Raw genomic sequence first — 12,586 nt, forward strand, 5'->3', positions numbered from 1 at the left:
GCAGGCTCGCTCCCACAGGGTTTTGTGCAGGGCTTATTTGTTGTCGCGAATCGAGAAGTTGGCCATGTGCTCCAGACCTTTGATCAGCGCCGAGTGATCCCAGTTGCTGCCACCGATCGCTGCGCAGGTGCTGAACACTTGCTGGGCATTGGCGGTGTTTGGCAGGTTGATGTTCAGCTCTTTGGCGCCTTGCAGGGCCAGGTTCAGGTCTTTCTGGTGCAGGCTGATGCGGAAGCCTGGATCGAAAGTGCCTTTGATCATGCGCTCGCCGTGCACTTCAAGGATCTTCGAGGACGCGAAACCGCCCATCAGTGCTTCACGCACCTTGGCCGGATCAGCGCCGTTTTTCGAAGCGAACAGCAGGGCTTCAGCGACGGCCTGAATGTTCAGGGCAACGATGATCTGGTTGGCGACTTTGGCGGTTTGACCGTCGCCATTGCCACCGACCAGGGTGATGTTTTTGCCCATGGCCTGGAACAGCGGCAGCGCGCGTTCGAAGGCATCGGCGTCGCCACCGATCATGATGCTCAGGGTCGCCGCTTTGGCGCCGACTTCACCACCGGATACCGGTGCGTCGAGGTATTGCGCGCCTTTCTCGTTGATCTTCGCCGCGAAGGCCTTGGTGGCGGTCGGCGAGATCGAGCTCATGTCGATCACGATTTTGCCTTTGCTCAGGCCGGCGGCAACGCCGTCAGCGCGGAACAGGACGTCGTCTACCTGCGGGGTATCCGGCACCATGACGATGATGAATTCAGCTTCCTGCGCGACTTCGCGCGGGTTGGCCAGGGCGACGGCGCCAGCGGCAACCAGGTCGGCCGGGGCAGCGTCGTGGTGCGCCGACAGGAACAGGCTGTGACCGGCTTTCTGCAGGTTCGAAGCCATTGGGTGGCCCATGATGCCGGTGCCGATAAATCCGATTTTAGCCATGAGAAAATCCTCTTGTTTTTGTCTTTCCCCTGTAGGAGCTGCCGAAGGCTGCGATCTTTTGATCTTGATCTTCAAAATAACAAGATCAAAAGATCGCAGCCTTCGGCAGCTCCTACAGGGTCATGTGTTTGTCAGATTGCGTTGTGCGACTTCAGCCAGCCGAGGCCCGCTTCAGTGGTGGTCAGCGGCTTGTATTCACAGCCAACCCAACCCTGATAACCGATGCGGTCGAGGTGTTCGAACAGAAACCGATAGTTGATCTCACCGGTGCCCGGCTCGTTGCGGCCCGGGTTGTCCGCGAGCTGCACATGGTTGATCTCGCCCAGATGCGATTGCAGGGTGCGGGCCAGATCGCCTTCCATGATTTGCATGTGATAGATGTCGTATTGCAGATACAGATTGGCGCTGCCGACCTGTTCGCGAATCGACAGGGCTTGCGCCGTGTTGTTCAGGTAGAAACCCGGGATGTCGCGGGTGTTGATCGCTTCCATCACCAGTTTGATGCCCGCCGCTTGCAGCTTGTCAGCCGCGTATTTCAGGTTGGCAACGAAGGTTTTTTCCACAGTGACGTCATCAACGCCTTGCGGACGAATACCGGCCAGGCAGTTGATCTGGGTGTTGCCCAGCACTTGTGCGTAAGCGATCGCCAGATCGACACCGGCGCGGAACTCTTCAACCCGATCAGGCAGACACGCGATACCGCGCTCGCCCTTGGCCCAGTCACCGGCCGGCAGGTTGAACAGCACTTGGGTCAGACCGTTGGCGTCGAGCTTGGCCTTGATTTCGGCAGAGCTGAAATCGTACGGGAACAGGTACTCGACACCGCTGAAACCAGCCTTGGCGGCGGCGTCGAAACGGGCAAGGAAATCCTGTTCGGTGAACAGCATGGACAGGTTGGCTGCGAAACGCGGCATGGTGGTCTCCCGTTCTAGATTCTCGTTCCCACGCTCTGCGTGGGAATGCCTCAATGGACGCTCTGCGTCCGCTTTGGGACGCAGAGCGTCCCGGGCTGCGTTCCCACGCAGAGCGTGGGAACGATCAGCGGTCAGCAGTTAATCGAGCAGCGAAATCGCCGTTGGCGCATCGTTGCCGACCAGCGCCAGGTCTTCGAATTCGTTGACGGCGTTGATCTCGGTACCCATGGAGATGTTGGTCACACGCTCCAGAATGATCTCGACGATCACCGGCACTTTGAACTCTTCGATCATCTGTTCGGCCTTGCGCAGGGCAGGGGCGATTTCCGATGGTTCGAACACACGCAGCGCTTTACAGCCGAGGCCTTCAGCGACTGCGACGTGGTCAACACCGTAACCGTTGAGTTCCGGCGCGTTCAGGTTATCGAAGGACAGCTGCACGCAGTAGTCCATTTCGAACCCGCGCTGTGCCTGACGGATCAGACCCAGGTACGAATTGTTCACCACGACGTGGATGTACGGCAGTTTGAACTGAGCGCCGACCGCCAGTTCTTCGATCATGAACTGGAAGTCATAGTCCCCCGACAGGGCCACGACTTTACGGTTCGGATCGGCCTTCACCACGCCCAGCGCTGCCGGAATGGTCCAGCCCAACGGGCCTGCCTGGCCACAGTTGATCCAGTGACGCGGCTTGTAGACGTGCAGGAACTGCGCGCCAGCAATCTGCGACAGACCAATGGTGCTGACGTAGCAGGTGTCCTTGCCGAACACCTGGTTCATTTCTTCGTAAACGCGCTGTGGTTTCACCGGCACGTTGTCGAAGTGGGTCTTGCGATGCAGGCTGGCTTTGCGCTGCTGACAGTCTTGCAGCCAGGCACTGCGGTTTTTCAGCTTGCCGGCGGCTTGCCATTCGCGCGCCACTTCGATGAACACGGTCAGCGCTGCAGCGGCGTCGGACACGATGCCCAGATCCGGCGTGAACACACGACCGATCTGCGTGCCTTCGATGTCGACGTGAATGAACTTGCGGCCTTCGGTGTAAACGTCAACCGAACCGGTGTGGCGGTTAGCCCAACGGTTACCGATCCCCAACACCACGTCGGATTTCAGCATGGTCGCGTTGCCGTAACGGTGCGACGTCTGCAGACCGACCATGCCGACCATCAACGGGTGATCGTCCGGGATGGTGCCCCAGCCCATCAGCGTCGGGATTACCGGGATGCCGGTCAGCTCAGCGAATTCAACCAGCAGATCGCTGGCGTCGGCGTTGATGATGCCGCCGCCTGCTACCAACAGTGGACGCTCAGCCTGATCGAGCAGCGCCAAAGCCTTCTCGACCTGAATGCGGGTAGCGGTCGGTTTGGCCAATGGCAGCGGCTGGTAAGCGTCGATGTCGAATTCGATTTCGGCCATCTGCACGTCGAACGGCAGGTCGATCAGCACTGGGCCTGGACGGCCGGAGCGCATTTCAAAGAAGGCTTTCTGGAACGCGTAAGGCACTTGGCCTGGTTCCAGAACAGTGGTCGCCCACTTGGTGACTGGCTTGACGATGCTGGTGATGTCGACAGCCTGGAAGTCTTCCTTGTGCATACGGGCGCGGGGTGCCTGGCCGGTAATGCAGAGGATTGGAATCGAGTCGGCCGAGGCGCTGTAGAGCCCGGTGACCATGTCGGTACCGGCAGGGCCGGAAGTACCGATGCACACGCCGATGTTGCCGGCTTTAGTGCGGGTGTAGCCCTCGGCCATGTGCGAGGCGCCTTCGACGTGGCGAGCAAGGACGTGATCGATGCCACCGACTTTCTGCAAGGCGGAGTACAGCGGGTTGATGGCAGCGCCCGGGATGCCAAAAGCGGTATCAACCCCTTCACGGCGCATCACCAGAACGGCGGCTTCGATTGCTCTCATTTTGCTCATGGTTTTGTGCCTCTTTACGTTTTGTAATTGTATACAAGTGGCTTTGCGCAGAGTGTATTCACGGCGGACGGCGCAGGTCAATCCATTTTCTCAAGCGCCTGTTTCATTCGTCGGAAGCCTTTATGACTGTGGCTTTTCGTCGCATGTGGCGCTTTTCGAGAATTATTGTATACAAAAAAATAATTCATTGTGTTCTATTTGTTGCATCGGACTGCGGCACAAAACCGCAGGCCCACGACTTTCCCTATAACAAAATGAGGACGGCACCATGAGCGCTTTAACCTTGAAAGTCGCAGTCAAACTGGTCAACGAGGCCATCAACGCAGGGCGCGGCATCAACGCCGCCCCCCTGACCATCGCAGTACTCGACACCGGCGGCCACCTGGTGACCCTGCAACGCGAAGACGGCGCCAGCCTTCTGCGCCCACAAATCGCCATCGGCAAAGCCTGGGGCGCCATCGCCCTCGGCAAAGGCTCGCGCCTGCTAGCCCTCGACGCCCAACAACGCCCAGCCTTTATTGCCGCGCTCAACAGCATGGGCCAGGGCAGCGTCGTGCCGGCACCGGGCGGTGTGTTGATTCGTGATCAGGCGGGGAATGTGCTGGGAGCGATCGGGATCAGCGGCGATCTGTCGGATATCGATGAGCAAGTGGCGATTAAAGCGGTGGAGGCGCTGGAGTTGCGGGCGGATGCGGGGGTGGCTGCTTGATCTTTAGCGTCTGACCTAACGACTTCGCGAGCAAGCTCGCTCCCACAGGTTTGAGTCCTGACACAAAAGGTATGAACCCCTCAAATCCCCTGTGGGAGCGAGCTTGCTCGCGAAGTCAATTCAACAGACACATTTGGCCAACAGTCTTTCCTCCTTATCCCTGTGCTCCTATCTACTCTTTCAGGTCATCTCTGAAAGAGGCAAAGGAATGCCGGAACTGTCAGCTTCACATCGCTTGCGCCTTGGTCGTTACGACGAGCCCAATCGCGTTTATCTACTGACTGCCAATACTCTGTATCGCGAGCGTGTCTTCAAAGAGTTTGCGTTGGGCAGGTTGGTTGTTGATCAATTTCGAAATGCCCAAGAACAGGGCTTGGCTGACTCGTTGGCCTGGGTAGTCATGCCCGATCACTTTCATTGGTTGATCGATTTGAAGCGAGGCTCGCTCAGTGAGCTGATGCAAAGATCAAAATCGTTGAGCGCTAGGGCAGTAAATCTGGCGGCTGGTAGAACGGGCAGTCTATGGCAGCAGGGTTTTCATGATCGGGCACTGCGTCGGGAAGATGATTTGGTGAAAATGGCGAGATATGTGGTGGCTAACCCGTTGCGGGCAGGCTTGGTGGATAAGCTTGGCAACTATCCGCTGTGGGATGCGGTTTGGGTTGGGCTGTAAAACCGAGTTGCTCCATTCGCGAGCAAGCTCGCTCCCACATTGGATCTGTGGCGTTCACAAATCCCTGTGGGAGCGAGCTTGCTCGCGAAGCGGTTACCGGTCTTACTGATCCGGCTCACACCCCTTCAACACCAACCGGATTATCGTCTGCGCCGCCGCTTCGTAATCCGCCTCATCCAGCTTCTCCTTCCCCGTCACCGCAGAAATCTGCCAGTCGAAGTCGGCGTAAGTCTGGGTCGCGGCCCAGATGCTGAACATCAGGTGATTAGGGTCGATCGGGGCGATCTGGCCGCGGTCGATCCAGCTCTGGATGCAGTCGATGTTGTGCTTGGCCTGGCCGTTGAGTTGTTCGACCAGGTCGGCGCTCAGGTGTGGGGCGCCGTGCATGATTTCGCTGGCGAACACTTTCGAGGCGAACGGCAGATCGCGGGAGATGCGGATCTTCGAGCGGATGTAGCCGCTCAGCACTTCGCTCGGTACGCCGTCCGGATTGAACGGGGTCGAGGCCTGCAAAATCGGCACGATGATGCTTTCCAGTACCTCGCGGTAAAGGTTTTCCTTGGACTTGAAGTAGTAGTAGACGTTGGGCTTGGGCAATCCCGCCTTGGCGGCGATGTCGCTGGTTTTGGTCGCAGCGAAGCCCTTGTCGGCAAACTCCTCACTGGCGGCACGCAGGATCAGTTCTTTGTTGCGCTCGCGGATTGTGCTCATAAACCCGGTGGTTCCTTGCCTGTTCTGGCGGTTGCGCATGGTAGCACCGGCCTCGCGCAGCGCTCAAGAATGCACCGCGTGGTCTATGGTCGCGTTATGCTTCGCAACATTCATACATAAAAGGAAACAGGATTCATGGCAGGAAGCAGTTTGCTGGTGCTGATCGATGACATCGCCACCGTTCTGGACGACGTTGCCTTGATGACCAAGATGGCCGCCAAGAAGACCGCGGGCGTGCTCGGCGATGATCTGGCGCTGAATGCCCAGCAGGTCTCCGGTGTGCGTGCCGAGCGCGAGATTCCCGTGGTCTGGGCGGTAGCGAAGGGTTCGTTCGTCAACAAACTGATCCTGGTGCCGTCGGCGCTGGCGATCAGTGCGTTCGTGCCGTGGCTGGTGACGCCGCTGTTGATGGTCGGCGGCGCGTACCTGTGCTTCGAGGGTTTCGAGAAACTTGCGCACAAATTTCTGCACAGCAAGGCTGAAGACGACACCGAGCATGCGCAACTGAAGGAAGCAGTGGCTGATCCTGCGACCGATCTGGTGGCGTACGAGAAGGACAAGATCAAGGGTGCGATTCGCACGGATTTCATCCTCTCGGCAGAAATCATCGCGATCACCCTCGGCACCGTGGCGGATGCGTCGCTGACTCAGCAAGTGGTCGTGATGTCGGGCATCGCTATCGTCATGACTGTTGGCGTTTACGGGTTGGTGGCGGGCATCGTCAAACTCGACGACCTCGGTTTGTGGCTGACGCAGAAGCCTGGGCAGGCAGCCAAAAAGATCGGCAGCGGCATTCTGAGCGCGGCGCCGTACATGATGAAAACCTTGTCGGTGGTCGGTACGGCGGCGATGTTTTTGGTTGGCGGCGGCATCCTTACTCACGGCGTGCCGGTGGTGCATCACTGGATTGAAGGTGTGGGCGCGGCGGCCGGTGGGGCCGGGTTTGCGGTGCCGATGTTGCTGAATGGCGTGGCGGGGATTATTGCCGGGGCAGTGGTGTTGGCGGTGGTTTCGGTCGTCGGCAAAATCTGGAAATCTGTTAAAGGCTGAAAGATCGCAGCCTTCGGCAGCTCCTACAGGGTGTACGCGATGCCCATGTAGGAGCTGCCGCAGGCTGCGATCCTTTGATCTAAAAAAAGGGTCATTCGACTCGCATCGAATAGCCCTTTTTTGTACCCGCCGAAAACTATTCGGCGATCTGCAGCTTGCGTGCTTCGGTGTACACGTAACGCACTTTCTCGTACTCGAACGGCGAGTTCATCTGGCCGTAACGGAAGCTGGTCTGGTAGCGCTTGTCGACCGCGCGCAGGGCCCAGACTTCCGGGTGGTCGGAGCTGACTTCCGAAACGTTGAGGAAGTTGATCGCCGATTCGGCGGTATAGTCCACGGCGAGGCCGGCGGTGTCGCGGATGTTCGACGGGCCGAGGATTGGCAGCACGAAATAGGCACCGCCCGGTACGCCGTAGAAACCGAGGGTCTGACCGAAGTCTTCGCTCTGGCGCGGCAGGCCCATGGCGGTCGCCGGATCCCACAGACCGCCGATGCCGATCGTGGTGTTGAACAGCAGGCGCGCGGTGGTTTCCATCGAACGCTGGCCCTTGAACTGCAGCAAGCTGTTGATCAGGTTCGGCACGTCACCCAGGTTGTTGAAGAAGTTGCTCACACCGGTGCGCACGAAGCTCGGCGTCACGTAGCGATAACCGTCGACCACCGGCAGGAACACCCATTCGTCGAAGCGGTAGTTGAAGTGGTAAACGCGGCGGTTCCACGATTCCAGCGGGTCGTAGACGTTCAGCGCGTTGAGCGTCGAACGCTCGAATTCGCGCTGATCCAGGCCCGGATTGAATTTCAGTTTCGACAGCGGCTCCTTGAAGCCGTCACTGTCGACCACCACCGGTGCATTGGCTTTGCTGTTGTCGGCCTGAGCCACGCCTGCACAGAGTAACGCTGTCGCCAGCAGGAGATATTTAGCCACGGAAGAACTCCAGCATGGCGTCGCTGTTGACGCGGTAGTTAATGTTGCCGCAATGGCCGCCCAATGGATAAACGGTCAGACGGTCGCCAAAGGTCTTGCGCAGGAAACCGAGGTCCCCCGGGCCGAGGATCACGTCGTCGGCGTTGTGCATCACGGCGATTTTCGGGCTGTCATGCAGGTAATCCTTGAGCGCATACAGGCTGGCCTGATCGACCAGTTGCAGCAGGCTGCCGCCGTCAGTACGCGCGCGCCACATCGGAATCACTTGATCGGTCAGATAGCATTCGAAGTCGCACTGCAGCGCACGCTTGAGGTACGGCGTGAGGCTGGTGCCTTCGGTGATCTCGGTTTTCGGCGGGGTGATCAGACCACGACGATTGATCAAGTCCGAGGTGAACGCGATGTCGGCGGCCGAGAAGCGGAACGAGGTGCCGATCAACATCGCCATCTGCTCGTTGGTCAAATGCTGCTTGGACTGCTGGAAGTCATAGAGCAGCGCATCGTTGAGGTCGATGTAACCTTTCTGCTGGAAGTAGCGGGTCAACTTGTTCAGCACCAGTTCATAGAACGTGGTGCTGTTGTTGATGCCTTTCACTTCGGTCTGTACCAGCTTGTCGAGGTTGCTGATCGAGGTGTAGAGGTTGACCGGCGGGTTGAGCAGCAGGACTTTCTTGAAGTTGAAGCTGCGGCGGGTTTCGTCCAGGTGCGCGACGAAGGCTGCGTCCAATGCGCCGAGGCTGTAACCGGTCAGGTAATACTCGGTCACCGGCAGTTTCGGGTTCTGCGCCCGCACGGCCTGCATGACCCGGTACATGTCTTCAGCATCGTCCTTGGTAATGCCGGGGGTGGCGAAACGCGAGGCGGCGCTGATGAAGTCGAAACTGGTTGGCGACGACAACTGCACGACGTGGTAGCCGGCCTTGTAGTAGAGCTTTTTCAGATATTCGTTGAGCGTGCTGTCATAGCGCGCGCCGGTGCCGGCGATCAGGAAGATCAGCGGGGCCGGTTTGTCCTGGGTGGCGATTCGGTAGGTGAGCTTTTTCACCGCCCAGAAGTTGTCCGGCAGAATGAATTCACGCTCCGGGCGCAATGTGAGGCTGCGATCGGACTGATCGATGTCGTCATCCAGCGGCAGCTCCGGACGCAAATCCGGCGGGGTGGTGGCGATAGTCGCCTCAAACGGGTTGGTGAGGGGGTAGCCATAGCTGGCGGGGTCGATATCCACCGCCAGTGCGGACGCACTCAAAATAAGGCCGCTGAACAGCGCGGCGAAGCGCAAGGAACGGAGCATGACTAGATCCCTTAGAGGAAGGTGCCGAATGAAGTTCGCAGGCTATGACCACCGGGTTTGCGCCAAAGTGCCATGCAGCGGCACCAAACAGGCAGAATTCGGAGTAATAGTAGCTGGACGATACACTTTGCACGCCCTTGATGAACAGTTAACAGTTGTTATCGCTTGCGAAGTATTGAAGGCAGATTAAGCTGGCCGCCGATTTCCGAAGATTGGAGTGCTTCATGTCCCGCCGCTTGCCCTGGATTTTGCTGCTTGTTTTGTTGCCGTTATGGCTGGCCGCCAGCTATGGCGCGCGTTATGGCTTTATGGAAGACGGCAAATGGGTGGGCATCTGTGTGGATGAGGCCAGCCGTTGGGAATGCCAGGTGCGCTCGAACCTTGGCCTGATGATTCATTTCAAGGTGCTGGGCTGGACGGCACTGGGTGCGGCGCTGATCGGTTTTGTCGTGCCCGGGCGGGCAGGGTGGTGGCTGGCGGTGTTGGCGCTGGTGGCCGGTTTGCCGGCGCTGGCGTTGTACAACACCACTTTGGCGGTGTTTGCGGCGGTGATTGCCGGGTTGCGCCTTGTTCGCGAGTCCCGCAGCGCCTGATAGTCAGCTATCGCGAGCAGGCTCACTCCTACAATGGGAACGCATTCCAAACTGTAGGAGTGAGCCTGCTCGCGATTGGGGCATTTCAGCCGATGAAGCTTAGGTCTTGCGAACCCGTAGGCAGCGCCAAAGAGCCGCTACCATCAACCCGCTCACCAACGCCCAGCCCCACGCCTGCTGATTCTGCAAACCTTCCACATACAACTGCGGCGCAATCCCCGCGCCGACGATAAACGCCAGCAAGGCAATCTCCCGACGCGGCACGCTCACCGGGCGGCTCAGGTAAACCAGCGCCGGCAGCACAAACGCCATGCTCGCAAAGCTGCGATAACGCGCGTCGAAGACCATCTCCAGCATCATCACCGCTGCGGCAAACCCTGCCGCCGCGACCAGCCAGCCCGCGCGACGCTCCAGCAGATTGAATGCGCGTTCACGCCATCCCGTTCGCGCACTCAGCGTCAGCGCCGCATGCGCCAGCACCAGTAGATTCAGCGCTGTCAGCAAAGCGACCCACAGCCATTCACTGGTAAACCGCGTGGTCACGCGCGCCAGATCGCCCCATGCGCCAATCGAACACGCGGCGAGGGCGCCCAGCAGTGGCAACACCAGTGCAGCGCGCGTACTGCGAACGCGTCCGCCCAGCAGCAAAGTGCCGAGGAAAATCAAACCACCGACCGCCAGCCATTCTTTCCAGTACGGCACATTGGTCACCGGCCCGGCGAGCACGCCTTTGTCCTGACGATCCGCATCAAACAGACCCCAATACCCGCCGACAGCGCCTTCACTGCCACGTTTCCACGGCTGGTCAAACGCTTCGATCAGGTTGTAATGCCAGCCTTCTTTTTCGGCCATCGCGACAAAACCACGAATGAATTTGGCCTCGTTGACCCGGCTCGGCAGGGCGGTCTCGCGCTGACGGCCTTCGCTCGGCCAACCGGTTTCGCCAATCATCACGTCCTTCGGCGCGAACTTGTTGCCGAACACGCGGCGCACATCCGCCACGTGTTGCAGGGCTGCATCGATGTTCGACGGATCATCTTCCCAGTACGGCAGCAAATGAATGGTCAGGAAATCCACCGCCGGCGCGACTTCCGGGTGCTTGAGCCAGAACTCCCAGACATCGGCGTACGTGACCGGTTGCTTGACCTGGCTTTTGACCTTGTTGATCAGTCGGGCCAGTTGCGCGCCGGTGACTTCTTTGCGCAGCAGCGCTTCGTTGCCGACGATCACCGCGCTGACCACATCCGGGTTGGCGTTGGCCGATTTGATCAGCAGGTCGACTTCTTTTTCAGTGTCGACCGGGTTGCTGTTGACCCACGCGCCGATCATCAATTTCAGACCGTGTTTGCGCGCCAGATCCGGCAACGCTTCGAGGCCCGTCATCGAGTAAGTGCGAATGCATTCAAAACGTGTCGCCAGCAGCGCGAGGTCAGCATCCATGCGCTCCGGGCGCAATTTGAACGGCACGTCGAACGGCGACTGATCCTTATCGAACGGCGTATAGGACGCGCATTGCAGCTTGTGCGTTGGCGTTGCGGCGTCCGGCAGAATCACCGGTTGGCCGAGGCCATACCAGAAGCCACCGAGCGCAAACAGCCCAAGCAGGCAGGCGAATAAATAAGCAGGGAAGGGGAAGCGGGACGTCGCGGACATGGTCGGGCCGAGTGGCTGCAAAGCGACGCATGTTACCTGCATTTATAGAGGGGTTGGTGGCCCGCACGATTTTGACATGCAAAGTTCGGGCGGATTGTCTGGCGCCAATTATTCGAAGGCAGTTAATGGCCTTCTGATGTCGTTTCTTATTGTCTTGAGGTCGCTGACAGAGCAGGTCGCGAGGGGCGTGAGGTTGATGATCAAAGCATCAGCACTCCACTGATGTTCCAGCGAGTTTGCGGTCGGGCGTGATGGGGGCGCTGTGCACCATAACAATACGTTGACGCCGCCCGTCATCCGTCGGGCGCAGCATTTCGGGGAAGTAACGATGAAGATGCGACGACTTTTAGGCGCAAGTGCTGCTCTGGTGCTTGCGATGAGCTCCACTTTCGCCAGTGCAGAAAAGCAGACCCTGAACATCGGTTACGTTGACGGCTGGTCCGACAGCGTGGCGACCACCCACGTAGCCGCCGAAGTGATCAAACAGAAACTCGGCTACGACGTGAAACTGCAAGCCGTCGCCACCGGGATCATGTGGCAGGGCGTTGCCACCGGCAAACTCGACGCCATGCTCTCGGCCTGGCTGCCAGTAACGCACGGCGAATACTGGACGAAAAACAAGGATCTGGTCGTCGATTACGGCCCGAACTTCAAGGATGCAAAAATCGGCCTGATCGTGCCGGAGTACGTCAAAGCCAAATCGATCGAAGACCTGAAAACCGACGACACCTTCAAAAACCGCATCGTCGGCATCGACGCCGGTTCAGGCGTGATGCTCAAGACCGATCAAGCGATCAAGGATTACGGCCTCGACAAATACAGCCTTAAAGCCAGTTCCGGCGCCGGCATGATTGCCGAGCTGACCCGTGCCGAGAAGAAAAACGAATCCATCGCCGTCACCGGTTGGGTGCCGCACTGGATGTTCGCCAAGTGGAAACTGCGCTTCCTCGACGACCCGAAAGGCGTGTACGGCGCGGCTGAAACCGTGAACAGCATCGGCAGCAAAGGGCTGGAAGCCAAGGCACCGGAAGTGGCCAAGTTCCTGAAGAACTTCCAGTGGGCTTCGAAAGACGAAATCGGCGAAGTGATGCTGGCGATTCAAGACGGCGCCAAGCCTGAAGCCGCAGCGAAAGATTGGGTGGCCAAACACCCGGATCGCGTGGCTGACTGGACCAAATAACCGCAACACCCCTGTACCCCTGTAGGAGTGAGCCTGCTCGCGATAG

At 58.8% G+C, this 12,586-nt stretch carries 12 protein-coding genes; 5 read left to right on the plus strand and 7 right to left on the minus strand.

Features of this window, described 5'->3' with window-relative positions; genetic code table 11:
• Positions 1-33 precede the first annotated feature (33 nt).
• The 3 genes from AD669_RS07805 to gcl form a co-directional block, all read right to left on the minus strand.
• Positions 34-927 (minus strand): 2-hydroxy-3-oxopropionate reductase, encoded by an 894-nt coding sequence (locus AD669_RS07805; protein ID WP_007919937.1) that lies wholly within the window; start codon positions 925-927, stop codon positions 34-36.
• Between the two features lie 131 nt (positions 928-1,058).
• Positions 1,059-1,841: a hydroxypyruvate isomerase gene (gene hyi, locus AD669_RS07810; RefSeq protein WP_008083506.1), complete on the minus strand. Its 783-nt coding sequence runs from the start codon at positions 1,839-1,841 to the stop codon at positions 1,059-1,061.
• A 138-nt stretch (positions 1,842-1,979) separates the two neighbouring features.
• Positions 1,980-3,755 (minus strand): glyoxylate carboligase, encoded by a 1,776-nt coding sequence (gene gcl, locus AD669_RS07815; protein WP_053118459.1) that lies wholly within the window; start codon positions 3,753-3,755, stop codon positions 1,980-1,982.
• 268 nt (positions 3,756-4,023) lie between these two features.
• On the opposite strand from gcl, the gene AD669_RS07820 reads away from it, so the two are divergent.
• Positions 4,024-4,464, plus strand: coding sequence for a heme-binding protein (locus AD669_RS07820; RefSeq protein WP_053118462.1), 441 nt, complete (start codon positions 4,024-4,026; stop codon positions 4,462-4,464).
• A 208-nt stretch (positions 4,465-4,672) separates the two neighbouring features.
• Positions 4,673-5,137: a transposase gene (locus AD669_RS07825; RefSeq protein ID WP_053118466.1), complete on the plus strand. Its 465-nt coding sequence runs from the start codon at positions 4,673-4,675 to the stop codon at positions 5,135-5,137.
• A gap of 102 nt (positions 5,138-5,239) precedes the next feature.
• Here the strand turns inward: AD669_RS07825 and AD669_RS07830 are convergent, their stop codons facing one another.
• A complete protein-coding gene (locus AD669_RS07830; RefSeq protein WP_053118469.1) occupies positions 5,240-5,848 on the minus strand; it encodes a TetR/AcrR family transcriptional regulator in 609 nt (202 codons plus the stop codon).
• Positions 5,849-5,983: 135 nt separating this feature from the next.
• On the opposite strand from AD669_RS07830, the gene AD669_RS07835 reads away from it, so the two are divergent.
• The gene (locus tag AD669_RS07835) at positions 5,984-6,898 is read left to right on the plus strand and encodes a DUF808 domain-containing protein (RefSeq protein ID WP_053118471.1); all 915 of its coding nucleotides are present in this window, start codon (positions 5,984-5,986) and stop codon (positions 6,896-6,898) included.
• 136 nt (positions 6,899-7,034) lie between these two features.
• Here the strand turns inward: AD669_RS07835 and AD669_RS07840 are convergent, their stop codons facing one another.
• Both AD669_RS07840 and AD669_RS07845 read right to left on the minus strand, forming a co-directional pair.
• Entirely contained in the window at positions 7,035-7,823 is a 789-nt protein-coding gene (locus tag AD669_RS07840) for a VacJ family lipoprotein (protein ID WP_053118473.1), read from the minus strand.
• Entirely contained in the window at positions 7,816-9,114 is a 1,299-nt protein-coding gene (locus AD669_RS07845; RefSeq protein WP_053118475.1) for a serine/threonine protein kinase, read from the minus strand. Before AD669_RS07845 ends, AD669_RS07840 begins: the two co-directional genes overlap by 8 nt.
• A gap of 224 nt (positions 9,115-9,338) precedes the next feature.
• Between AD669_RS07845 and AD669_RS07850 the strand changes: the two genes are divergently transcribed.
• Entirely contained in the window at positions 9,339-9,707 is a 369-nt protein-coding gene (locus AD669_RS07850; protein WP_053118477.1) for a hypothetical protein, read from the plus strand.
• A 99-nt stretch (positions 9,708-9,806) separates the two neighbouring features.
• Here the strand turns inward: AD669_RS07850 and AD669_RS07855 are convergent, their stop codons facing one another.
• Positions 9,807-11,402 (minus strand): glycosyl hydrolase family 17 protein, encoded by a 1,596-nt coding sequence (locus AD669_RS07855; RefSeq protein WP_053118479.1) that lies wholly within the window; start codon positions 11,400-11,402, stop codon positions 9,807-9,809.
• A 286-nt stretch (positions 11,403-11,688) separates the two neighbouring features.
• Between AD669_RS07855 and AD669_RS07865 the strand changes: the two genes are divergently transcribed.
• A complete protein-coding gene (locus AD669_RS07865) occupies positions 11,689-12,540 on the plus strand; it encodes a glycine betaine ABC transporter substrate-binding protein (RefSeq protein WP_053118481.1) in 852 nt (283 codons plus the stop codon).
• Positions 12,541-12,586 lie beyond the last annotated feature (46 nt).

Origin of the sequence: Pseudomonas sp. P1.31 (assembly GCF_001269815.1) — a bacterium.
Lineage (GTDB): Bacteria > Pseudomonadota > Gammaproteobacteria > Pseudomonadales > Pseudomonadaceae > Aquipseudomonas > Aquipseudomonas rustica.

Excerpts from the sequence above, each read along its gene's own strand:
- AD669_RS07805 (WP_007919937.1), bottom strand. The coding sequence starts at position 927 with ATGGCTAAAATCGGATTTATCGGCACCGGCATCATGGGCCACCCAATG.
- hyi (WP_008083506.1), bottom strand. The coding sequence starts at position 1,841 with ATGCCGCGTTTCGCAGCCAACCTGTCCATGCTGTTCACCGAACAGGAT.
- gcl (WP_053118459.1), bottom strand. The coding sequence starts at position 3,755 with ATGAGCAAAATGAGAGCAATCGAAGCCGCCGTTCTGGTGATGCGCCGT.
- AD669_RS07820 (WP_053118462.1), top strand. The coding sequence starts at position 4,024 with ATGAGCGCTTTAACCTTGAAAGTCGCAGTCAAACTGGTCAACGAGGCC.
- AD669_RS07825 (WP_053118466.1), top strand. The coding sequence starts at position 4,673 with ATGCCGGAACTGTCAGCTTCACATCGCTTGCGCCTTGGTCGTTACGAC.
- AD669_RS07830 (WP_053118469.1), bottom strand. The coding sequence starts at position 5,848 with ATGAGCACAATCCGCGAGCGCAACAAAGAACTGATCCTGCGTGCCGCC.
- AD669_RS07835 (WP_053118471.1), top strand. The coding sequence starts at position 5,984 with ATGGCAGGAAGCAGTTTGCTGGTGCTGATCGATGACATCGCCACCGTT.
- AD669_RS07845 (WP_053118475.1), bottom strand. The coding sequence starts at position 9,114 with ATGCTCCGTTCCTTGCGCTTCGCCGCGCTGTTCAGCGGCCTTATTTTG.
- AD669_RS07850 (WP_053118477.1), top strand. The coding sequence starts at position 9,339 with ATGTCCCGCCGCTTGCCCTGGATTTTGCTGCTTGTTTTGTTGCCGTTA.
- AD669_RS07855 (WP_053118479.1), bottom strand. The coding sequence starts at position 11,402 with ATGCAGGTAACATGCGTCGCTTTGCAGCCACTCGGCCCGACCATGTCC.
- AD669_RS07865 (WP_053118481.1), top strand. The coding sequence starts at position 11,689 with ATGAAGATGCGACGACTTTTAGGCGCAAGTGCTGCTCTGGTGCTTGCG.